Genomic DNA, 22,500 nt, shown 5'->3' with positions numbered 1-22,500 from the left:
CTTATTTTTCTATATTTAACGTTGTATCTAAACTGAACCTGCAGTTTTATTTGCAGTGTATTTTGACCAGCAGAAGCCGATCAGTAACCCCGTACCAATGACAAATAAAATCAATGATAAGTTAGACCAGACTAAGACATGTTCTTTGGTGAGGACACCAAAAAGCAAACCAAAAATTGCTGGCGCTAAGGCCGAGTTTGGACCTTCTGAAATTGTTGGAGTCGCAAGAACTGCAAAGGCAATAATCCAAAGGATGCCACCAATTGGATTGGGTAGGCGTGACATCAAACGATACCAGCACCACAATGCAATGAGTGTCCCTGTAACATAAACAATGATCGCAACATTTTCTTCTGGAAATTGATCCAGAACCGAAAGAATGTTAGACCATATCGCTGTTAAAGTCTCAAGCACCACGTAAGCCCTCTGGTTCTACCGCATTCGGATTAATTAATCCTTCTGGTGGCATCTGAATAAAAAAGCCTTTGGTATTTAATGAATCTAACACATGTAAAACGTTAGCACGTGCAAGTTTACGCTCATTATGAAGCTCTAAATGCATGACAAAGGTGGCTTTGCCGAATGCTTGTAGAACTGTTTCTGGAACACCTTCAAATGGGTTTTCTTGTTCCTTGTCATCAGGATAATTTGGACGAGCAATATACATATACATTTCATCTTTTTTGCTCGATCTATAAATATCGCAGTGCATGTTTACTCACATCTATTAACAATCAAAGACAGCATACATGAAAATAAAAATGGATACATTAAGGATTGTTAACGCTGGAGTCGTGTTTTGCGGTCTTAATGGCAAGTACAAAACGAAAAGACAAAACAATGCGTCAAAATAAAAAAGAGCGAATCATTGATTCACTCTTTCCTGTTTATCGTATCACTTTCATTTGTGTGGAAAGATATTCAATATCTTCTTTTAACAACGCAATCAATGGTTGTGTCAGAATGTCATAGCGCCAACCCATTAAATAACTCGGTAAAGACTGCTCATCTAAATGAAAGACCACATGTTCATAGATGGCATTCATCCATTTCTTACGCAGTAATACTTCTTTCGGTATCCCAGTTTCTAAAACTACACTTTCAATCAACGCATCAATTTTGGGTGCAACTTCTTTAGAATTACTCTTGATCGGCTTAGCCATACGTAATGGCCACTCTTCCTCTGGCGGTAAGAACTTGAGTAAATCAAGAATCATTTTGCCATGTTCACGTACAATGTGCGGACGAATATCTTTAATTCTTGCCAACTGAAAATTATTGCGAGGATTCTTTTCCACCAAATCGATCATGGTGGAGTTTCTAAGAATAAAACTACGTGGCTGATTCAATGCCTTGGTAATCTGCTCTCGCCAAATACTGAGTTGTTGCAACTGCATCAATTCACGGCGTGAATGGCGATAATTACCGATATCGGTGTACAACTCTGCCAGTGGTGTTTCCAAGGCAATCTCTTTGGTGAGATTTTGACAATCTTCCAATACGTATTGATACAGCCCTTTTGCTTTCAGATCTGTTTTCAGCGCATCTGCAAGTTTGCTTAAATAGATCACATCATTTGCCGCATAGCACATCTGCTCTTGCGTTAATGGTCTAGCAAGCCAGTCCGAACGGGTCTGATCTTTTTCAATCTCAATATTCAAACAAGTTTTAAGCGCATTTTGATAACTGACTTGAAGCCCATGTCCGAGAAATGCCAACGCAACTTGGGTGTCGAATACATTATTTAATGGTTTTTGGTCGGCATAATGATAGATCAGATCAATATCTTCGCCACAGGCATGAAAAATATTTTGTTGAGCCGCAAAAATCTTTGGCCAAAAATTGCTGAGATCTAATGCTGCACCATCAAGCAACAGAATTTGACCATTTAAATTGATTTGGCAAACACCAAGTTTAGGATATAAGGTATCGACCTTAATAAACTCGGTATCAAGGGCGTAGACAGAACACTGTTCCATCTGCTTGAGGAGAACAGCTAAATCTTGTTGCTGTTGGATAAACTGAAACATGTGTGCTCAAGTAAAATAATAAAGAACCATGTGCAATAAAACTGCCCAATGTCAGTCATTGCTCAACTGAAAAATACAAAAAAATTAATTGGTATTCCACATGCAAGACATGAAATTACTCCTCTTCCATTCATCAAAAAACGAAAATCCTTTTCGCCCGTCAATAGTGCCACAAATCACAATAAATAGATCTACGATAATGTTAGACAATATGTAAAATTTAATTATTTGTTTAAATTAACAGCATGAATTTAATATAAATATATAAAAATGCGAATGAACCCCGTTATTTCATTCGCATACGGTTATGTACAGCTTGACTTAAGGTATGACTATCTACATATTCCAGTTCACCACCTTGTGGCACACCTTGCGCAATTCGGGTCATGTGAATCGGCAAATGCTTGGTCGCCTCAACCAGATAATGTGCAGTCGCTTGTCCTTCCACAGTCGCATTAGTGGCTAAAATCACCTCTTGAATCTGTCCTGCACTGAGCCGCTGAATCAAGTATGGAATTCCTATCTCTTCTGGGCCGATACCATCCAATGGAGAAAGGTGTCCACCAAGCACATGATATTTTCCGCGAAAACTGCCACTCTGTTCAATCGCCATCACATCGGCTGGTGATTCAACCACACACAGCAGTTGCTCATCACGCTCTGCGGAAGCACAGATATCACAGATTTCATTTTCAGTTAATGAATGACAAATCTGGCATTCGTGAATATGGCTCGATGCTTCATGTAAGGCATGCGACAAAGCAAAAGCACCTTCCCGGTTTTTCATTAATAAATGTAATGCCATACGTTGTGCTGATTTGGGACCAACACTTGGCAATATACGTAATGCTTGAACTAATTGTTCAAATCGTTCACTAAACACAAATCAACTCGATTGTTTATAAAAAAAGACTCCCTAAGTTCCATTTGAAAGCTTAGGGAGGGATTTATTAAAATAAGCCAGATAAGCCTGGTGGTAAGCCCATACCGGTGTTCGCACCTTGTAATTTCTCTTCAGAAATGGCTTCTGCTTGACGCGCGGCATCATTCATTGCCGCAGCAATCAAATCTTCAATCATATCCGCTTCGTCTTGCAACAGGTCAGGACTAATTTCAATACGCTTAACCACATTACGGCACGTCATGGTTACTTTAACCAAGCCACCGCCTGCTTCAGCATGAACTTCAGTTTTTGCAAGCTCTTCTTTGGCTTTTTTAAGATTTGATTCCATATCTTTTTGCATGCGCTGAGCTTGCTGCATGAGCATATTAATGTTCATAAGTTTCTCTCGTTAAATTAAATCTAAACCGCGTGATATGTCGCGAATAATATCATCAATGTCTTCTAAACCAACAGACACACGAATCAAACCTTCTTCAATTCCTGCAGCTTGTTTAGCTTCAGCCGACATTCTACCATGCGAGGTCGTTGCTGGATGTGTAATTGTTGACTTAACGTCACCTAGATTACTGGTAATCGACAAGAAACGGGTGTTATCAATCACGGTCCAAGCACCTTCGCGCTCACCTTTCACCACAAAGGATACAACACCACCAAAGCCTTTTTGCTGTTTTTTCGCAAGTGCATGGCCTGGATGATCAGGTAAGCCTGCGTAATACACTTTTTCAACTTTTTCGTGCTGATGTAACCATTCCGCCAATTTTTGTGCACTTTCACAATGTGCTTTCATACGAATGCTCAGTGTTTCCAAGCCTTTCAAGAAAATCCAAGCATTGAATGGACTCATCGAGTTACCCAAAGTACGGATTACACCATTTACTTCTTCAAGTAAGTCATGTTTTCCAACAACAGCACCCCCCAAGGCACGACCTTGGCCATCGATATACTTGGTTGCTGAATAAAGGACTAAATCCGCACCAAACTTAATCGGTTGTTGTAATACTGGCGTGCAGAAACAGTTATCGACCGCAAACAAAGCGCCATTGGCATGGGCGATATCAGCAATGGCCTGCATATCTCCCACTTGTGCCAAAGGATTCGACGGCGTTTCGATAAATAGAATACGCGTGTTTGGACGAATCGCCTGTTTCCAGCCTTCAAGATCATCTAAATCGACAAAAGTCACTTCAACGGCAAATTTCGCGACATATTTTTCAAATAAAGCAATGATTGAACCGAATACCGCACGAGAACAAATGACATGGTCACCCGCTTTTAAATAAGCCATACACATTGCATGTACTGCAGCCATACCTGAACTGGTCGCGACTGCACGTTCTGCGCCATCCAAAACAGCCAAGCGCTTTTCAAAAGCCTGTACGGTTGGATTGGTATAACGTGAGTAGGTATTACCAGCAATTTGCCCTGAGAATTTGGCAGCAGCATCAGCCGCACTTTCACACACAAATGACGAGGTTAGAAAGATTGGCTCACTATGCTCACCTTCAGAGGTACGATCATGCCCTGTGCGAATTGCCAGTGTTTCTAATTGGTATTCTAAATCATCGCTTGGATTCATCGTTCTGTATGCCTTATGATCATAATGTCGAAATGTGCCAATATTTTGAGCGCCTAAGGTATTTAAGGTCAAGGCGTAAGATGAAATTATCGCTTAGACTTCGTGCAATCTTGACTCATGATGAGACTTTCTAAGATGAAATCGCTTGTGGAACAGCAAAAAATAAATTTTAAACATCTGGCTATGCGTGTTTTCGATGCCGACAAACTGGTTTTGTCTCAATCGACGCCGTATCAAGTGATTGCTCAATTTAAACAAACTCGCGTCCGTTTCTATGCGTCAGAGAACAAACGCTATAAAGAACCGTTAGTATTCGTTGCACCGTTGGCCATTAATATGGATATCTATGATTTATATCCTTATCGTTCTTTGGTGAAACATTTTCAAGACAGTGGTTTTGATGTTTATTTGATTGATTGGGGTAAACTGACTTATAAAAACTACCAAATTAACTTTCTATCTTTTATTGATAACTTTATACCTAAATGTATTGAAGCAATTCAACAACACTCCAAATCTGAAAAAATTTCGCTGCATGGCTGGAGTATGGCGGGAATTTTCGTCACCCTTTACACTGCTCGCCATCAGCCGAGTGTTGTCAAAAACTTGGTGGTGTTAGGTAGTCCGATCGACAGCTATGCTTCGGGTTATATTGGCAAACTTTATAAAACTTTGGCTTATCTGACTAACCGCAACCCCACCATTAAAGATTACATCTATAATCGTTTACCGAAGTTAATGATTCATTCACCAGGCTTCCTAAACTCGCTTGGATTCAAGTTGTTAGATCCTAAAGGCTGGATTGATGGCAACATTCAACTACTGAAAAATTTGGATAATCTAAAACTGGTGCAAGAAGATGCAACCCTGAGCCACTTCTTAAACAATATGATTGATTATCCTGGTGGTGTGAACCAAGATATGCTGTTCAATGTCTGGTTGCAAAATCCTTTAAAAAACGGCGCGATTCAGCTTAAAAACAAAACCATTGAATTGAAAAAAATCAATTGCTCTTTATTTGTTGGTGCTGGAAAAGGTGATCAACTAGTCACTTCTGAATCTGCATTTCCGTTGACTCAGTTGACAAGTAGCCAAGATGTCACGTTTACTCTTATTCCTGGCGGACACTTAGGTTTAATGTCTAGTCATAATAGTTCAATAGAGTTCTGGCCAACACTTACGACATGGTTAGCCGAACGATCAACGCAAATAAAAAGGTAAAGTATGACTCAATCTGTTGCATTCATCGGTTTAGGGGCTATGGGCTATCGTATGGCAGCGCATTTGCCTAAATATTTCGAGAAGGTCTATGTCTGGAATCGAAATTTTAGTAAAGCTGAACAGCATGCAACAGAATATGGAACTACAGCCGTTGAGCTTACTCAAGCGGTTCAGGCTGATGTGATCTTTTCTTGCTTACCAACCAGTGAGGACGTCGAAGCCTTGATTGATGGTCTAGAGATCAAATCAGGTTCAATCTGGATTGACTGTACCAGTGGTGTGCCTGAAGCGGCACGCCGTCTGGCTGAGAAATTAAAAGCTCAAAATGTAGACTTTTTGGATGCACCTGTCAGTGGTCAAACCGTAGGTGCTGAGAATGCAACCTTAACTGTCATGGTGGGTGGTGATGTTGATGCTTTTGAACGTGCTTACCCTGCTATGGCCGCAGTCGGTAAATTGATTCAACATGTAGGTGAATCTGGTGCGGGTTTTGCAGTAAAAGCCATTAATAATATGTTGCTTGCTGTGAATTTGTGGTCAGTTGCTGAAGGTTTCAGTACTTTAAAAGCACACGGCGTCAATTTGGATGCAGCACTGAACTGTATCAATGCATCAAGCGGTAAAAGTCTGGTTACAGAAACGATTTTTCCGCAACGCGTATTGAGTCGGGAGTTTTCTGTAACTTTTGGACTACCATTACTTGCGAAAGATACAGGTATCGCACTTGATTTAGTTAAGGATGCAAAACTCCCTGCTCCGATTTTGTCGTTAACGCAAAGCTTGATTCAAGCAGCAAATTTAACCGCTGAACCAAATAGTGACTTCTCCGCAGCCGTAAAAATGTATGAATCATGGACTAAAATCACTTTAAAATAAATTTTTGAATTAACACATAAGTGTTTGTATTAATTTATTTTTTAAATAAAAAGACATATTCCATGAATATGTCTTTTTTATATTAACCGCTATGTCAAATACAGAACTTTTTTAAGAACTTTCAGCAAAGACAAAATCATAGCCTACTTTTTAAAATAAGGAGCGAGTAAAAAATCCCAAGCATCGACGATTTGATTATACTCATGCTCACATTCCTCTGAACGATCTTTATTGAGCAACTCATCACTGATTAGATACTGAAAGTTCTTTGTATCAGATCCATATACATAGCATAGAAAATTAACCGCACGTTGAGCATCTAATGAATGAGAATCATAAAAAGGAAGATCGTCCAATGATTTTGCTCGTTGTGCTGCAAGGCTATACGTATCAGCAACAGTAAGAAGATAATCTTTATCCTCATCATTATAAGTTAAAATATATGCAGCTAATTGATCAGCCACATCTTCTTCTCTACCTGTAATTTTTAGATTAAGTACATCAATCAAGGCGTGTCCAGCCTCATGGAATAGCGTTCCTACAGCACTTTGATAAAGTTCGTTCTCTAAAATATCCCCAGAATCACCTGCATCAGTGAACATTTTTCGCTCTTCTGCTCCTAATTCATAACACAACTCGATTGTTTGTGTTTCACTATCATAAAATGCGTTTGCTTCCTGACACTCTTTTGCTACAACTTTAATGTCTACAGGAATATTTACAAAACTATTCATCTCTGCTGTGTAGCCTTCCAAAATTTTTCTGCTGCGCCAAAGATTTTCTTCAATTCGGTTTTCGTTCGTTCGAGCCACTTCATAGACTGGAATAAATTTACCTTTCAAAGATGTATTTTCCACTACTGTCCCTGATTTAATATTTTTAGATTTGGAATCTGAACTGTCATTACACCCAACCAAATTTAATAGCGCATAAATTGACAAAGAAAAAATAATTGTTTTCCTGAGATAATTGCTATGAATGATTTTCATCAAAAATGTAACCTTTTGCATAGAATATTTAATATTCATAGGAGAGTATGCATGGATACATTTTGTATGTTTCCATGAGTTTCTAAATCAAATTATTTATAGATTTATCGGCTAAAACAATCTGCAAATGCAGACGCTCTTGCAGAATTTATCGTAATTAAAGTATGCTCCTACCGAGTAAAGAAGTCGGGGCTAGAAAGCTTTTGGAAGAAATACAAAATATTACTTCAATTGAAGTCTTAGGCCATTACTTATTGAAATTAGGAAAGATTTCCAAAGATCATCTGGCTTCAGAATTTATTCGGCAGTCATTGCAAGAATTAAAAACAATCATATGTTTTGATGCTGCTTGGTGGGGACTCATCACACACGATAAAGACAAAAAAATGGTGGGTATTCATCACACAGAGACAATCAACCTACCAACAACTTTTCCGTCTGAATGGAAAGCTGTTGCAAATGATGATGAATTTGCTCATGTGGTTGACAATTTATCTGATATTGCCCATAGGTTCAGTTATTCATCTGATTTTCAAGATGAAACTGAAAGCCATGAGCTCAACCAATTTAGCCGAAAATATCAACTCTTACATGGCATGTCCATGTCTATAAAAGATACCTTTACTGGACATATTTTTTTTATAAGTTTATATCGACATAGTGGAGCTTCATTTAGCAATATAAATATCGCCTTTTTCGAACAGTCAGTTCGTCATATAAATCAAATTTGGCGTTATAACTTGCAAGAGGCTTTAGAGCTTTCTCCTAATCACAATATGTTTCATGCGGGACTAGTACGAGAAGATGGTTATATATTAAGCATTGGTGCTGGTCTATGTGAAGTTATTTACGCAAAATGGCCAGAATGGAAAGGGGTTTATATTCCTGAAGAATTGATGTTTCAGTTCGATAAAATACCAACCAGTATTCGTTTAGGTAAAGTCAACATCAATATTTTCAAAAAATCAGATAACATTAGAATTGAAATTTTAAATATAAAGAGAAATTTAACATTATCACCACGTGAATATCGTGTTGCTTACCTTTTCTCACAGGGCCATTCTTATAAAAAAGTCGCTGAACTATTAGGGTTAAGCCCATCTACAGTTCGGACCTATCTACAAAAGGCTTATATGCAATTAGGCGTTAGTAATAAAGTTGAATTGATCAAAGCGCTACATATTATTTCTTCTTAACGAAATCTTCTAGCTCAATTTATCTATGCACGCCCCTCCTTTCGCTTAGTAAAACCAACTTCATTCACCGATGTACAAATGATAATTTCATCACCAAGAGACCATTCTGCCACTCTAGCTACCATAACAGCAGGCACACCATCCGATCCCGGTCCTGAGGGCACATCATAAGTCGCATGCGCATCGTGCGGTAACAATACATCATAACCAAGCTCTAATGCTGCACGGGCTGTTGCAGCTACACACATTTCGGATAGAACTCCACATATTGCGAAAGACCTAATCTCATCATCTTCCAATTTCTGTTTAAGTAAAGTGCCACTAAAACCATTATCTTGATTTTTTCTTATGATAAATTCATGAGATTGTGGCGGAAAAAATAGCTCCCAACCCACTTTGTATGGTTCATCTAAAGTCCCTATATCTCCATCATTTTGCAGGAAGATCACGGAGGCATGAGCTAATCTCGCTTTGGCAAGTAAAATACTGATTGATTCAATTAGTTGTTTTGATGCAGGTACAGCTTCTGCACCTAACACAAAAGCATTTTGCACATCCACAATCACCAATGCATCGACGACATTAAGTTCAGTTGAAATATCGGTCTCCTTATGCTTCGAAAGCAACTTAAGGTATGAGTTTGAATTATTTATTATTCGCTTCCATGTTGAAAATCCTCCAGTTAAAACTGAATAGACACCAAATTTTAGCGAAAATTTCTTCTAGTGTAGAAAAATAGAGAACAACATCGAACTGCCGGCAATCAATAGCATCGCATCAAGCATAAGGTTAAAAGTTCGATCTGACATTCTCAATACAAAGGTTTTACCAATATAATTACCAATGATTAAAGAGATCCCTACTGCAATTCCTGCAATTAAGATATTTTGCTGTAAAACACCCAATGCCCCAAAAGTTAGACTTTTTGTCAAGTAAATTGCGAAGGAAGCTGCTGCCTCAGTTGCTAAAAGAGCTCCTTTTATCAGGCCAAATCCATTAAAAAATGGCAGTAATAAAGGCCCTGTTGAAAACACGATACCCGTAATATATCCAAGCACACCTCCAGCAACCACCATTTGCCAAGCATTCAAAGTGAAATTACGATCTTTTGCATAATGCCGTATCGGGATAAGACATAAGAAAAATAGACCAATACATAAATTAGAAAGAAATGGCGACATGACCCAAAGTGTGTTTGCGCCCAGTACGGTGGCAGGAATACCAAGACTGGAAAACAATAAAAAGGCCCTGATATTTAATTCTTTGCGCCACATTACAACACGAGAGATATTCCCCATGATTGAAGCAATTGCCATAATTGGAACAGCCAGCTTTGCACCAAAAATATAAGCAAGAATAGGTAACAAAATGATCGATGATCCTGTGCCAACTATGCCACTAATCAAGCCTGAAATAACACCAATTAAGGCAAGTGCAACATAGATCATAGAATATCGACAGCAAACAATTTCTTATATTCTATAATATTTTATTAGTCACCTACTTAAACTGTTTGAATCATCTCGAAACTGTCTTAAATGGTCATGCCTAACAACAACAAGAAAATTAAATGTTGTAAGTCATATTCAATAAATAAATCTCCCGAAGGAGGTCGAATTTAAAGCGTTGTTCCACAAATATCTTTTGTTCCTGTAGGGTAAGTATTTGCAAGCTTTGTATGGTCAGTAATAAACTCTATAGATAAATTTTGCCCAACAACAGATGCCGATGTCGCAATAGCTCCAGTCCCCCCACCTGCCATAAACGATAAAGTAGAACCATTGCTCTCATAACCTGAGATATAACCTTTGTTTACTCCATTAAAAATATATCCAATCTGTTTACTATTTTGATTCACATAAAACCCGAAAGTCTGATAACCATCAGCGGTATTTTCAGGTTTTAAGGTCAACACACCAGATGACTGTGTACCACCATTAATCAAAAGCAGAATATTATTGTTTGTATTTGTGGGCTGGCCATTCACATGAATTAAAGCGATATTAAAGGCATTCTGATTACCATTCGTTGCAGCAATCTGAATTGGGAAAAAAGTTATTGTTTCACCTGCGGGTAGAACATAAGTTGGAATTTTTAACTTGATTTCAAAAGCAACTGTACCACCAGCAGAAATTACCTTGTCTCCAGGCACATCTTGAAAAGCAAGATTTGGATAACTAATTTTATTATTTGCGAAAGCATTACTCATGGACATATAAGATTTCACACTGCTACTTGCATCTACATTAAAACTTGCTTTAGCACCTAGTATGTTAGGAAACCTAGTCATGGTTGAATCAATTTGTGATAGCTGAGCCTGTGTGGCATCTAAATTATAAGTACAAGCAGCAAAGCTACTCCATGTAATCATCGTACTCAAAAACGCCCCTAAAATTATCTTTTTCATATGTTAATCCTTTTTATAGTAGAACATTCAGTATACATTTTTGATTTAATTAGTGAGTAAAAACAGATAAATGGGTACAGATAGCACTGTTCTATTGAAAAATAGGAAGTATTAAAAACCCACGTTTAAACGTGGGTCAATGTCTTCAAGCAATGGCCAATGAATCTACACTGCCCCGACATACCGGTAAATACTGCCATCTTTAGGATTTTCAAAGAGTAAATCCATATTGGGTAGAAGAATCTCCCCTTCAACTTCGATATGTTCAATTCGTTTAAAGAAGGGAATTTCTTGATCATTGACAGCTTTTACTTTGGCTGTCGCGATCTTTTCGGCCTCAAACTGATCCTTTACCTTAATTTTTATAGTACTCATTAAAAACTCCAATTTTTTAAATTTTAAATACAGCAGCAAAACCAAAATTTAGAACGATGAAATTGCTGAATAAGCCAGCGGCATCGCAAAGAAAGTTAAAACAAATGCTGCTGAACGTTGTAAGTTACGTTGATTCAGCCACGAAATTTTGTTGGAAATTAAAATAGATCCAAATGCAATCCATAAAAAAGCAATTGGGGTGATCAATGCTAAGAATGTTCCCATATGAACAACATATTCATGTAGGTTAAGCCAAGCAGTGTGTGGAAAAATGGCTGAAGCGAATAATAAAGCTTTAGGGTTCAGTAAGGTTGCTACAAATAAAGCCTTAGTTGTAATCAAAGGTTGATTCAAATCCAACTCTTTAGTTGAAGTAATCCATAACTTAATTGCCAAATAGATAATAAAAGTCGCACTAAGCAGCTTAATTAAAGGTGGTAGCCAAGGCACATAGTGTGAAACAGACTCAAGTAAAAAGCCCCATGTTGTAATGGCAATAAAATAACCTATAACTTCAGCAGGGATTAATTTTAGTGAACCTTTAATACCCGCTTGGATTCCAGACGAAGCCAATAATGTATTCGTTGGACCTGGTGTTAGTAAGATCGTAATGATCAAACCAATAAATAGAAATGACACCATAGACAAATACCTTTGCTAAGTTTCGCAAACGCAATATGGCAAACCAGATCTAGTCTTGTCGACAAAATGGTTGTAACCAAAAATATTTGGTCTTATATTTTCCATTAAAAATCAAAACATTAATTCATTTACAATTTGATTTTAGATTTAACCAATTTTTCGTATATGTGTGATAAAAGTCACATTATTCTCAATAATTCCATATAGATAGAGCCACGTATTTCACACAATATTATGATTATTTCTAAGAATTCATAGAAGAAATTCAAGTCTAAAAATTGAAGAGGCTATCTCACTTCTGCGTGAAAAAACATGACCTGCTACCACTTCACTTTACCTAGCTCTAGAAAATCACAACTTATAAAATTCGATATGTGTGTTACAGACTAAGGTATACAAGCCATTATTTTTTCTATATAACAAGAATTCAACCTCAAAAATGAGCAAAACTGATGGAGTCTGTAAGACTTTTATATGTAAGCAAAATTAAAAATATCGACTCAAACTTAAAAACAGATTTGATTAAAATCCTTGATGAAGCTGTGGATTTTAATTATCGCAACGATATTCGAGGTGTTTTATATTATGGGCATGGCTATTTCGTGCAATGTTTAGAAGGTCCAAAGAGCATCGTAGACGATTTGTTTTACAACAAAATTGTGAAAGATGAAAGACATATCAATTGTGAAATCCTCTATTACACCGAATGCGAGAATCATTTTTTCTCTCAATGGTCTATGAAGTTTTCACCCATTAATCCCAATATTTCAGACTTTTTCATGAAGTACCATTTGGAAGAATTCAACCCTTATCTGCTAACGGCTGATACTGTTGAGAAATTCGTTTCTGTTTTAGCTGGTGAACCAGAATATGATGTCCAAGCTTATGTTTCGTGAATAAGAAACGTATTTCCACGAATGTACTAAAGGTATCTGTTCTTTCAGGTACCTTTTTTACCAATTGGAATAAAAATTAACAAAAATGAATTGAAGTCATTCACCAATAATGCTTATATAGTCTCTGAAGAGGACGACCTCTTTATTCAAATTTTCAAGCTTTAGGACGACCTAAAAATATTAATAATGAGGTGTCGAAATGGCTTGGGCTTATCTAATTTTAGCTGGTATTTTTGAAATTGTATGGGCATATTCCATGAAAATGTCCGATGGTTTTACCAAGCTTACGCCTAGCATCATTACAATTGTCTTCATGATTTTAAGCTTCGGTCTGTTAGCTGTTGCAATGAAAACACTCCCCTTAGGTACAGCTTATACAATTTGGGTGGGTATTGGTGCTGTAGGTGCATTCTTGATCGGGATTTTTTTCCTGCACGAGCCGATGGGATTTTTACGTCTTTTAGCAGCAGCATCGATTGTATTTGGCGTGGTATTGATGAAAGTGACGACACCCTAATTTTTGATTTTTATAAAACCCTCATTTTGAGGGTTTTATAAAATTAGCTTATTTAAAGCAATATCGCTTAATTGGGATTAATATAATAAAAATACACAATAAGACTGACCAGTAGAATGCTCGCAACCGTTAGATAAACCCCCACCGTATTAAAGCTTCTCAAGAATTTTAAAATGTTCATATTTTCAATTTATTGATAAATCGAGAGAATTATCACATAATATGAATTAAATTTGAATTTATTTAGATTAAAAATCAATCGCTTACTTTCTACATTTTTAGATATGTTCCCTCTAAAATTTTCTAATTTCAATACATAAATATTTTGAATGAAGAAAAGGACGTTTTGAATTGGTACTTTTCTTCACTCATTTTATCGCTTAAAAACGATAACCTATTCCGACATAGGTAATAAGTGGATCTATGTCAATTTTTGTTGAGGCATGAATTAATTTGGCACCAGTAGTTTTGTTCACAACATCAATATTTGCCTTATTATTGAGTTTTGCGTATGACACAGAACCTACACCATACCAATCGTCATTAATATCATAGGTAAAACCAACAGAGACAATTGGAGCGATTGCATCATCTGCATCAACCTTAACTTTCATGTCACCACTTGATTCTTTACGGTCTAACGCAGCGCCAGCTTTTCCATCTAATACATTTTGGATCATATGACCAGCTGAAATTAAATCAGATCTAATCCCCTCATTGAGTTTGATTTGATTAAAATGTGCATACATTAAGCCAGCCCCAATATATGGTCTAAATTTATCAACTCCACTTTGCCCAAACTGATACTGCGCCTCGATTGCGGGTGTCCAAGCACGGACAGTTGCGGCATTCGGTTTATTACCCAAATTAGTAATAGGAACAGCTTGGCCTAATACAATCCCATCAGGGAAAAGATATTTAACTAAGTCAGCAGATGACATTGCTAACCCGCTCAATGGTGCATATATTTCGCCTTTACCCTTGATATCAACTTTAGGTGGAATTCCACCAATAAGTTGTAGTGATACATTATCATTTAGATAATAGTTAAACATTAAACCCAAAGTATCTACATCATCTACTTCTAGACCCGCATCTTTCTGCTGCCAGTTTTCTAATCCATTGATTCTTGCGGTACCTGTAACTTCAGCCAGAACATTACCATTACCATCTGTAAGTTGATCCTGAATTTCGGGTTGGGCTAAGAACTCTGTGAGTGTATCTTTTAAATTCCAAACCTCCCCGCCTAAATCAGTCATCGTTGCATTTGGATCAACTGAGTTTAAAAAGCTAGTCGTTGAAATAGTTCCTACAGTAGCCACTGTTTGATTTTTCACACTGGTATTAATGTTAAATGGATTGGCTTTACCTTGAGGCATAACATGTAACCAACCCGCCGAGACAGAGAATCGTTTAAATTCCTGAGCATAAGATAAGTGAGTTAATGTGATTAAAGTCGTTGCTATTACGATTTTTGTTGCTGTTTTTTTTCATTGTATTTCATCCTGAAATTCCACATTACTTGATTTAGTAATATGTTTCCCGAATATAACCACTATCTATTTTTTATCAAATGTTAAATTTTACTTCCTGATAAAAGGTGATTAATCACTTAAATTTCGTGAACTGGTTAACAAATAGACAGAGTTAATTAATGGATAATAAAATGATACTTTAAAAAAACTGAAGCTATAAAGATCTAAATTGGAAGGGATTAAAGCCAATATCAAGGGCTACATCTTTAGTGAAAAACTTGTTTAGGTCTCTAGACAGTGACTTCACTGTTTTAATGCTTTTCCATCTGCATCCTACACTTTTCAATCTCTCCTAACTGCTCTTTGTGCTGCTGATCAAAAAAATTGCACGTTATATTTAATTGCTATAATAATGCTAGACAAGTTGAATCATAAAATTCCGAACCTGATGTCCTGACAAAATATGTTTTTATAAGCAATAATAATTTTAAGGAAGCTATAAAATGCGACACAAAATAATATATAACAAATTCACATGGGTGCTTTGTTGGATAATTCTCGCTTTTCCTGTAATCGCGGCTTTATCAATTGACCTTTTCTTAATCCCCATAGAAATATGTCTTTTTATTTCAATATTTTACTTCGTTAATCGAGAAATCACCTTTATTTCAATTCTACTATCATTATTCTATTTATTCTTTTTATGGTTTCCGCCTTATTATTCATTTATTCGGCCATACTTTGAGGTTGGGTTAAACATACAGGATACCATCCAATTTATATTGGACATAAGAATTAGAAGTGAGGGTGTTTTTAAAAACCTAAGTCTATTTTCTATAATATTTTTCGTTTGTCTATTCATTGTGCTGAATTACAAAAAGCATCGCTGCTTATAAATTTCATCAATTAATTAACATATTTTAGATTGAATTTAATAGGCATCATTCAAGATTTTAAAAATAAAGATCTCTCTGCTTCACGTCGGCGGACTAAACCTTTTAGCACCTTTCCTCCAGCTTTATTCCAGACCAGAAACTGCTCTGCCGCAGCATGTTCATCAAGTATATTTAGATACTTCACTAATGTTGAGCTCTTAAAAGCATGGCTGCCAATATTATATGACAAGGAAACAAGAGCATCGAATTGATTTTGAGAAATGGGAACGGTTATCGCTTCATTGACCGCTTTCTCAAAGCGTTTTAGATCATATTGAAAAAAGGAATTTGCTTGCTCTAATGTACAACTATCCCCTTGCCTAACTGGAACACCAGTTGGATAAACTGTAGTACCGAAGCCGATAGACCACACCCCCACGCCGTCATCATAGGCATTTAGTTTTAGATCTTCAAAGCTTGTAATAAAATTGATACCATGAGTACTTATGGACATTTCGTAATCTATAGCTACACCAACCATATCAACTGCATCATAGGCCGTTGCAACATTAATATGCGTATCTTTAGCATCAATCCGTTGTTGAGACTGCTTAATATCAACAATCTTGCGGAAATAATCCCAAATAGCCTTCATGATTCCTCACTTAACATTTTACCCATCATTCGATCTTACTACGAAAATCCACAATAGCATTTACAAAGATTGGAAAACGTATATTTAATGCTAAATACATCAAAACACTGACAATTCTTAACATTCAAAATTTGTATTTGAACGTTTCTTAGCAATCAATCTAAGTAATGTATTGCGTGTAATAACTCGCTGCAAAGTCAAAATTTCTGTTTAATCAACACCTACTTCACTGGGTTCCCGCCATTGAGGTCGTCTTAAGCTGATCTATTTCCAAAAAGTAACACTTTGGGAAGCCTATCGAACGAAGGACACGACCCCTGATCGTTTCTTTTGAAGCTAATTTGAGTAAAACAAACATGGTCACATGTGAAACCATGATTAAGACTCCAATCTACGGGCTTTTATTTTTTGTAATACATAACAATTTTGCTTTCTCGTTTAATTGGAAATAACAAACTCTCCCTATAGCTCTACTTCCAGTACCAATAAGTTGGATATTCAATACAATTAAAAAGCCCACTCAATGAGTGGGCTTCCCCTTAATTCTTTTTGCGCTGAATGAAGGTTATTGTTGTTTAGTTATTATCAAACAACATGGCAAATATAGACAAAAGTGTGACGCAAATCAACAAATTTCCACTTATTTTGAGAAAATTTTAAAGCTGAACTACACAATAAGGAGCTGTAGGCGACCTTGATCATTGTTGTGCTGAAGCCTCATTCCCCTATGCTGAACTTAGCTATTCAACATGATTTAATTAAGATAAAGTATTACTTTATCCTTATGAGGATGAAATCCAGAATCTCTACTTTTAATAAGCATTTGAAACAAATGATCTTATTTTTCAACGAAAATGGTTACGAGTAACAGCAAAACTCATTACAGAAAGATGAGATAGAAATAATTTCAGAACCAGACTACCAGCAAAAATTAGTCGACAAAATCCAATATCTTTATTGTAAAAAAGCCCATCCGTTGATGGGCTTTTATTGATAATGTTGTGTTTATATCGAAAAATACAGGTTGTAATATCTAGCGACAGATGAACAGCCTCCTAACCTGAACAAATTAAGATCAGTTCTTTAAAGACAAATCGATTAGAGATTCAATTTTTTGAGATGCAATTGAGTTATAGTAGGTGCATTCATTCTTGACTTCATTAATTGCACCAGTAAATGAAACTTGATCGTCATAACCAATAGATTGTTTTAGTGAGGCTTCATATCCCTCAGCCAATGACTCAATTGATGTATTCGGATTTTTCGTATAATAACCTGCAGCAAGTTTATTATTGATGTTCATATAGACATCAATTGAATAGTACCTAGGGTCATTTGCCGTTTGCTTCGAGTAAGCCCATGCTGTCGTTCCCCATTTGCCAGTAACAGCATTGCGCCCTAAAGTAGAAACATATTCATTCAAGCTATAAATACGTTTAGCATCCGTATATACACTAGTATCGGGATCTGTGATGACATAAAATGGCGTCGAATAGGTTGTTTTTTCAACCTTAAAGCATTTTGCACCAACAGGAAAACGAGTTTCTCGGGTAAGCGCCAAAAAGTTTTTAAATTGAGTTCCTAATAAATTCTTGCTAAAAAAGACACTTGTAGGAATTTTCTGTGCCAGCAAATTCCAATATACAGCAGTTCGGTCACTGATTCTTACATTCTGTAAATCAATCCAACGACCTTTTTCTTCAATAACTAAGTTTTTGTGCCCTTCGATGTTATAGGGTGTTTTTCTAAAAACAGTACCATCCTCTGAGACTGATCTGATATTAAAGTGTCGATAACCTAATGGATATTGGGTCTCATCAGGTGTATATAAACCATCTGTACTTAACATCCGTCTGCCGATATCTGGCTGGCTCTTTGAATCTAGTTTTTGATAATCAACATATAAAACCTCTGCATTCCGTGTATTTCTAGCTATTTCAACAAAGGTAGTATTAAATTGAATGGATGCCCATGAATAAGAGGTCGTATTATCAAAGTTTTTATTAAAAACACCTTCTTTTTGCGATGTTGTACCCGTAATTTCAGCATTACTTCCACCACCACCACATGCTGTCAGTATGCCCGAAATAAAAAGGAGAGAAATAGTTTTATTAAATGTCATGAATCGTGCTCTTATAATGAAAGATATGAAGTAACTCAGGATAAAAGGTGTTTTAGCCAAGAAGAAAAATTTATCGAATACTATATTTTATTTTTGTAATACACAATTGTATTTGCCTTTATCATGAAAATGATCTTTAGCATACCCATACTGTTCACACACGATGAAATGCTGTGCTCCACGTATTATTCAGGAATAATCGTACCTTGAACTTAGAAAATATGAACAAACCGAGAAAAGAACATGAGCAAATTCAAACAAAATAGCAAGAACTGGAATAGATAATTATTTGTTTTATATAAAGTTATAACAAAGATGTTGATATATAAAGCTTTTTAATATTATATGGATAAATTATGGAGTAAAATTACACTCGTACCATACAGTTTCATTGAAATTTTATTAATAAACCTTATATTGGTATATGTGTAGCGATCAATCGCCATATGGACATACTCCATACAGCATTGATTTATACTTTTTTGATTAGAGGAACACCTCATGAATAAGTTAATGGTTGCTGTTTTTGCTGGCTTAATGACTTTAACAGGTTTTAGTGTACAAGCTGCGACACCAGAACAAGAATGTAAAAAGTTACAGGATGACTATAACCTGATCTATGCATCTAAAGGATTCTGTTTTAAAGACGCTGATGCTAAAGCAAAGTTTGGTAATGAAAATTGCCACACAACTAAGCCAAAATTTTCGGATAAAGAGCAACAACGTCTTGATGAAATCAAAGCTCGTCAAAAAGAGCTGAACTGCAAATAATCAAGTCAATTACGGAGTTTAATACTCCGTATCACTCTGCTAATTGAGTGCACATTTCACCAATTTAAAGCTTACGCCCTATTTAAAGGATGAATCATGGCATACGATGACCAAAATATTTTTGCACGAATCCTTCGCGGTGAATTACCTGCAATCAAAATCTATGAAGATGATCAGGTCCTCGCTTTTATGGATATCATGCCCCAAGCAGATGGTCATGCTTTAGTGATTCCAAAGATAGCAGCAGTTACATTGCTGGACCTCCCTGCTGATGCAGCTGCCTATACCATCCAAATCGTGCAGAAAATTGCCAAAGCAATGGAAACTGCCTTAGATGCCAAAGGTATCGTGCTTATGCAGCTTTCAGGCGCAGCAGCGGGACAAACTGTCCCTCATGTACATTTCCATCTGATTCCTAGTTCAGTGCATGAACTTGGTCGCCATGCAGCAAAAATGGGTGATCAGGAAAAAATTACAGCACTCGCTGAAAAAATCAAAGCTGTACTCTAAGTTCTTATTTTTATAAAGACGGAGTTTTTACTCCGTTTTTTTTGTTTGCTAATTATATAAAAAACAATAAGAAATATAATTATTACCAAATATGAATCGTCATCAAACTGTCATTTTTCTTTCACTTCTCTGTCACAAAGTTTACCGATACTGCATACAAGTCAGTGAGCTATGTAACTTTATGTACATAAGCAAGCTCATAACAGTAACTAAGGCATCAGCCATTTACAAAAAGTGTTTTGGAGAAATCTCAATGAAAAAATTGCTTCTTGCTGCTACTGTAGCAACTTTAGCCATGAATGCAGCGCAAGCAGCACCAACATTGTATGGTAAGCTCAATGTGACTTTAGATCAAATTGATAAGAATGGCTTTAAAGATGAAAGCGTAACTAAAGTAAACTCAAACGCTTCTCGTATCGGGGTAAAAGGTGAAGAAAAACTGACTGACAACCTTTCAGCAGTTTACTTAATTGAATGGCAAATCAGTGCAGATGGCGACGGTGATGTATTTAGTAACCGTAACCGTTATATCGGTATTAAGTCAGACGGTATCGGTACTTTAAAAGTAGGTCAACATGACTCTTACTTTAAAAATGCTGCGGGCAATAACCAAGATATTTTCAACGATCACAACGAACTAGATATGACTAAAGTTTTAGTTGGTGAAGATCGCTTAAAGAATGTGATTGCGTTTGAAACTGATAAAAAATTACTCGGTGGCTTAGCATTCAACATTATGTTCCAACAAGGTGAAGAATCGTCTGCTGTAAAAAATAATGCAAAAGGCCAAAAAGGCAGCCGTGATGGTTTCGGTGATGGTGTATCAACCTCTCTTACTTATGAAAACAAAGATTGGGGCTTAGCAGCAGCTGTTGCGGGTAACTTTGGTGTTGCTTCTAAATTTAATGCTTATAGTGACTTAAGTGGCGACAATAGCGTTTATTCAGATGCAATTCGTGTAACAGGTTCTTTAGACTTAACAGCAGCTGGTGTTAATGGTTTAGTGCTTGGTGCATTATGGCAAACAGCTCAACCAACTGATGACACGGTTGCAGTAACAAGCGGTACTCCAGCTGTTGTTACTTCATATAAAGGTCTGCAAGAAGATGCCTATGGCGTAACAGCTGCATACGTAATCCCTTCTACTCCTGTGAAGTTAAAAGCAGAATATATCTCTTCTACAACTGAAGTGAATGGTCGTGATGATCGTAAACAAGATCTTTATGGTGTAGGCGCTGATTATCAAATCAATAAACAAACACGTTTCTACGGTGTTGTAGGTCAACAAAAACGTGATTGGTTAGTGAAAGATGATAAGAAAACAACCATCGGTTTAGGTATGGAATATAACTTCTAATTTGAAGCAATATTCAAATTTATATGAAAAAGGGCGATCTTGATCTGCCCTTTTTCTTTTTATGTTGTACTCACAACTCTCAGTTACTTTCTAATTTGGAAGCTTTCTTCAAAAAAAACCTTTGATAATCTTACGGAAACTTTGAATGACAGGGTCTTGGGCTCTACCTCGCCTAAAAATAAGTGAAAATGGTGCTGCATAGCCAAACGTTGCTGGAAGTAACACTTTTAAACGCTGTTGTTCCACCCAATATTGGGCAAAATGCTCAGGTAAATAACCAATATATTGCCCAGATAAAATTAGCACCAACTGCGCCTCCATCGAATCTACTGTGGCAAAAGCATGTTTAAAGCCCTGTTTTGCCAGCTCGGTATGACTCCAATAACCACGACTTACCATTTTTTCACGGCGAATCACTTCTGCTATTAGCCCATGCTGCTCAAACAAGGGGTGCGTATCGCTACAAAATAGCCATTGTTGTTCTTTATGCAAAGATTGATACATCACGCCATTCATTTTAAGAAAAAAAGATCCTATCGCAACATCAAAACGATTTTCCAAAATTCCCGATTGTAGTTCATAGGGTGATTGCACCTGCAATTTAATATAAACATTTGGATTTTGTTCTGAAAACTGCTGAATAATTTGATCTAAGGGGATATTTCGATCTGTCACCATGGAATCCAGCAGTCCTATTTTAATGTTGCCTGTCAGTTCCCCCTTAATCTGTGCAGTATGTCTGGAAAAATTTTCTAATTCATTCAGTATGCGCTTGGCTTCCTGAAAAAACATGTCGCCTTTTTGAGTTAAAGAAAAACCACCACGACCACGTTCACATAACTTGAAACCGACCATATGCTCTAATTGAGTCATATAGGTACTGATTGCCGAAGTTGATAGATTGAGCTCTTGTTGGGCATTGGCAAAACCTTGATTCTTCACAATGCTGACAAAAATTCGAACTAACTTGATATCCATCTGTGTCATGGCTTTTATCTCAATTTTCCCTCTGCCTCACTTCATCTTAAAACATTCTTGTAAATCTTAGTTTAGAAAAATCAAAACTAAGTTTTTAAAAAATAGGATTTAACCCTGTTCCAAGCTGA

At 36.7% G+C, this 22,500-nt stretch carries 25 protein-coding genes; 8 read left to right on the top strand and 17 right to left on the bottom strand.

Annotation, left to right across the window (positions count from 1 at the left end):
• Nucleotides 1–27: 27 nt before the first annotated feature.
• The 6 genes from F957_RS13890 to F957_RS13915 form a co-directional block, all read right to left on the bottom strand.
• Nucleotides 28–414, bottom strand: a complete 387-nt coding sequence (locus tag F957_RS13890) for a hypothetical protein (RefSeq protein ID WP_016540179.1) — start codon at nt 412–414, stop codon at nt 28–30.
• Nucleotides 407–712 carry a YcgL domain-containing protein gene (locus tag F957_RS13895; RefSeq protein ID WP_004653415.1) on the bottom strand — a complete coding sequence of 102 codons (306 nt, stop codon included), beginning with the start codon at nt 710–712 and terminating at the stop codon, nt 407–409. Before F957_RS13895 ends, F957_RS13890 begins: the two co-directional genes overlap by 8 nt.
• A 175-nt stretch (nt 713–887) precedes the next feature.
• Entirely contained in the window at nt 888–2,030 is a 1,143-nt protein-coding gene (locus F957_RS13900) for a ribonuclease D (RefSeq protein ID WP_016540180.1), read from the bottom strand.
• Nucleotides 2,031–2,316: 286 nt separating this feature from the next.
• Entirely contained in the window at nt 2,317–2,913 is a 597-nt protein-coding gene (gene recR / locus F957_RS13905; protein ID WP_016540182.1) for a recombination mediator RecR, read from the bottom strand.
• A gap of 67 nt (nt 2,914–2,980) precedes the next feature.
• Nucleotides 2,981–3,310, bottom strand: coding sequence for a YbaB/EbfC family nucleoid-associated protein (locus tag F957_RS13910; RefSeq protein WP_016163647.1), 330 nt, complete (start codon nt 3,308–3,310; stop codon nt 2,981–2,983).
• Nucleotides 3,311–3,322: 12 nt separating this feature from the next.
• On the bottom strand, nt 3,323–4,510 hold the full coding sequence (locus F957_RS13915) for an O-succinylhomoserine sulfhydrylase (RefSeq protein ID WP_016540184.1): 1,188 nt from the start codon (nt 4,508–4,510) through the stop codon (nt 3,323–3,325).
• Between the two features lie 135 nt (nt 4,511–4,645).
• Between F957_RS13915 and F957_RS13920 the strand changes: the two genes are divergently transcribed.
• Entirely contained in the window at nt 4,646–5,731 is a 1,086-nt protein-coding gene (locus F957_RS13920) for an alpha/beta fold hydrolase (RefSeq protein WP_016540185.1), read from the top strand.
• 3 nt (nt 5,732–5,734) lie between these two features.
• A complete protein-coding gene (locus F957_RS13925; protein ID WP_016540186.1) occupies nt 5,735–6,607 on the top strand; it encodes an NAD(P)-dependent oxidoreductase in 873 nt (290 codons plus the stop codon).
• Nucleotides 6,608–6,750: 143 nt separating this feature from the next.
• Here the strand turns inward: F957_RS13925 and F957_RS13930 are convergent, their stop codons facing one another.
• Nucleotides 6,751–7,635: a DUF4344 domain-containing metallopeptidase gene (locus F957_RS13930; protein ID WP_228129621.1), complete on the bottom strand. Its 885-nt coding sequence runs from the start codon at nt 7,633–7,635 to the stop codon at nt 6,751–6,753.
• A gap of 164 nt (nt 7,636–7,799) precedes the next feature.
• On the opposite strand from F957_RS13930, the gene F957_RS13935 reads away from it, so the two are divergent.
• Complete coding sequence (locus tag F957_RS13935) at nt 7,800–8,792, top strand: helix-turn-helix transcriptional regulator (RefSeq protein ID WP_228129622.1); 993 nt, start codon at nt 7,800–7,802, stop codon at nt 8,790–8,792.
• Nucleotides 8,793–8,815: 23 nt separating this feature from the next.
• Here F957_RS13935 and F957_RS13940 read toward each other — a convergent pair whose 3' ends face one another.
• From F957_RS13940 to F957_RS13960, 5 genes are all read right to left on the bottom strand, one after another.
• Complete coding sequence (locus F957_RS13940) at nt 8,816–9,418, bottom strand: isochorismatase family protein (RefSeq protein ID WP_016540189.1); 603 nt, start codon at nt 9,416–9,418, stop codon at nt 8,816–8,818.
• Nucleotides 9,419–9,514: 96 nt separating this feature from the next.
• Nucleotides 9,515–10,240, bottom strand: coding sequence for a sulfite exporter TauE/SafE family protein (locus tag F957_RS13945; protein ID WP_016540190.1), 726 nt, complete (start codon nt 10,238–10,240; stop codon nt 9,515–9,517).
• A gap of 170 nt (nt 10,241–10,410) precedes the next feature.
• Nucleotides 10,411–11,199, bottom strand: a complete 789-nt coding sequence (locus tag F957_RS13950) for a DUF4882 family protein (protein ID WP_016540191.1) — start codon at nt 11,197–11,199, stop codon at nt 10,411–10,413.
• Nucleotides 11,200–11,364: 165 nt separating this feature from the next.
• Nucleotides 11,365–11,574 carry a hypothetical protein gene (locus tag F957_RS13955; RefSeq protein WP_016540192.1) on the bottom strand — a complete coding sequence of 70 codons (210 nt, stop codon included), beginning with the start codon at nt 11,572–11,574 and terminating at the stop codon, nt 11,365–11,367.
• Nucleotides 11,575–11,622: 48 nt separating this feature from the next.
• Nucleotides 11,623–12,216 carry a LysE family translocator gene (locus F957_RS13960; RefSeq protein ID WP_016540193.1) on the bottom strand — a complete coding sequence of 198 codons (594 nt, stop codon included), beginning with the start codon at nt 12,214–12,216 and terminating at the stop codon, nt 11,623–11,625.
• Nucleotides 12,217–12,668: 452 nt separating this feature from the next.
• Here F957_RS13960 and F957_RS13965 point away from each other — a divergent pair, with 452 nt between their 5' ends.
• Together F957_RS13965 and F957_RS13970 are read left to right on the top strand one after the other, a co-directional pair.
• Entirely contained in the window at nt 12,669–13,112 is a 444-nt protein-coding gene (locus F957_RS13965) for a BLUF domain-containing protein (protein ID WP_016540194.1), read from the top strand.
• 199 nt (nt 13,113–13,311) lie between these two features.
• Nucleotides 13,312–13,629, top strand: a complete 318-nt coding sequence (locus F957_RS13970) for a DMT family transporter (RefSeq protein ID WP_004807239.1) — start codon at nt 13,312–13,314, stop codon at nt 13,627–13,629.
• Between the two features lie 67 nt (nt 13,630–13,696).
• On the opposite strand, the gene F957_RS21480 is transcribed toward F957_RS13970, so the two are convergent.
• From F957_RS21480 to F957_RS13990, 4 genes are all read right to left on the bottom strand, one after another.
• Entirely contained in the window at nt 13,697–13,810 is a 114-nt protein-coding gene (locus F957_RS21480; protein WP_016540195.1) for a hypothetical protein, read from the bottom strand.
• Between the two features lie 199 nt (nt 13,811–14,009).
• Nucleotides 14,010–15,101, bottom strand: a complete 1,092-nt coding sequence (locus tag F957_RS13975; RefSeq protein WP_045544696.1) for an OmpW/AlkL family protein — start codon at nt 15,099–15,101, stop codon at nt 14,010–14,012.
• Between the two features lie 948 nt (nt 15,102–16,049).
• The gene (locus tag F957_RS13985) at nt 16,050–16,634 is read right to left on the bottom strand and encodes a lysozyme (protein ID WP_016540197.1); all 585 of its coding nucleotides are present in this window, start codon (nt 16,632–16,634) and stop codon (nt 16,050–16,052) included.
• A 1,075-nt stretch (nt 16,635–17,709) separates the two neighbouring features.
• A complete protein-coding gene (locus F957_RS13990; protein ID WP_016540198.1) occupies nt 17,710–18,756 on the bottom strand; it encodes a hypothetical protein in 1,047 nt (348 codons plus the stop codon).
• Nucleotides 18,757–19,257: 501 nt separating this feature from the next.
• Here F957_RS13990 and F957_RS13995 point away from each other — a divergent pair.
• The 3 genes from F957_RS13995 to F957_RS14005 all read left to right on the top strand — a co-directional run bounded on the left by F957_RS13995 (nt 19,258) and on the right by F957_RS14005 (nt 21,394).
• Nucleotides 19,258–19,527 (top strand): YARHG domain-containing protein, encoded by a 270-nt coding sequence (locus F957_RS13995; RefSeq protein WP_016540199.1) that lies wholly within the window; start codon nt 19,258–19,260, stop codon nt 19,525–19,527.
• A 96-nt stretch (nt 19,528–19,623) separates the two neighbouring features.
• Nucleotides 19,624–20,037 carry an HIT family protein gene (locus F957_RS14000; protein WP_016540200.1) on the top strand — a complete coding sequence of 138 codons (414 nt, stop codon included), beginning with the start codon at nt 19,624–19,626 and terminating at the stop codon, nt 20,035–20,037.
• Nucleotides 20,038–20,290: 253 nt separating this feature from the next.
• Nucleotides 20,291–21,394 carry a porin gene (locus tag F957_RS14005; protein ID WP_016540201.1) on the top strand — a complete coding sequence of 368 codons (1,104 nt, stop codon included), beginning with the start codon at nt 20,291–20,293 and terminating at the stop codon, nt 21,392–21,394.
• Nucleotides 21,395–21,502: 108 nt separating this feature from the next.
• On the opposite strand, the gene F957_RS14010 is transcribed toward F957_RS14005, so the two are convergent.
• The gene (locus F957_RS14010) at nt 21,503–22,381 is read right to left on the bottom strand and encodes a LysR family transcriptional regulator (protein ID WP_016540202.1); all 879 of its coding nucleotides are present in this window, start codon (nt 22,379–22,381) and stop codon (nt 21,503–21,505) included.
• Nucleotides 22,382–22,500 lie beyond the last annotated feature (119 nt).

This window comes from Acinetobacter gyllenbergii CIP 110306 = MTCC 11365, from assembly GCF_000413855.1.
GTDB lineage: Bacteria > Pseudomonadota > Gammaproteobacteria > Pseudomonadales > Moraxellaceae > Acinetobacter > Acinetobacter gyllenbergii.
The sequence above is the reverse complement of the archived record's forward strand: the minus strand, read 5'-3'. Positions and strand labels throughout refer to the sequence as shown.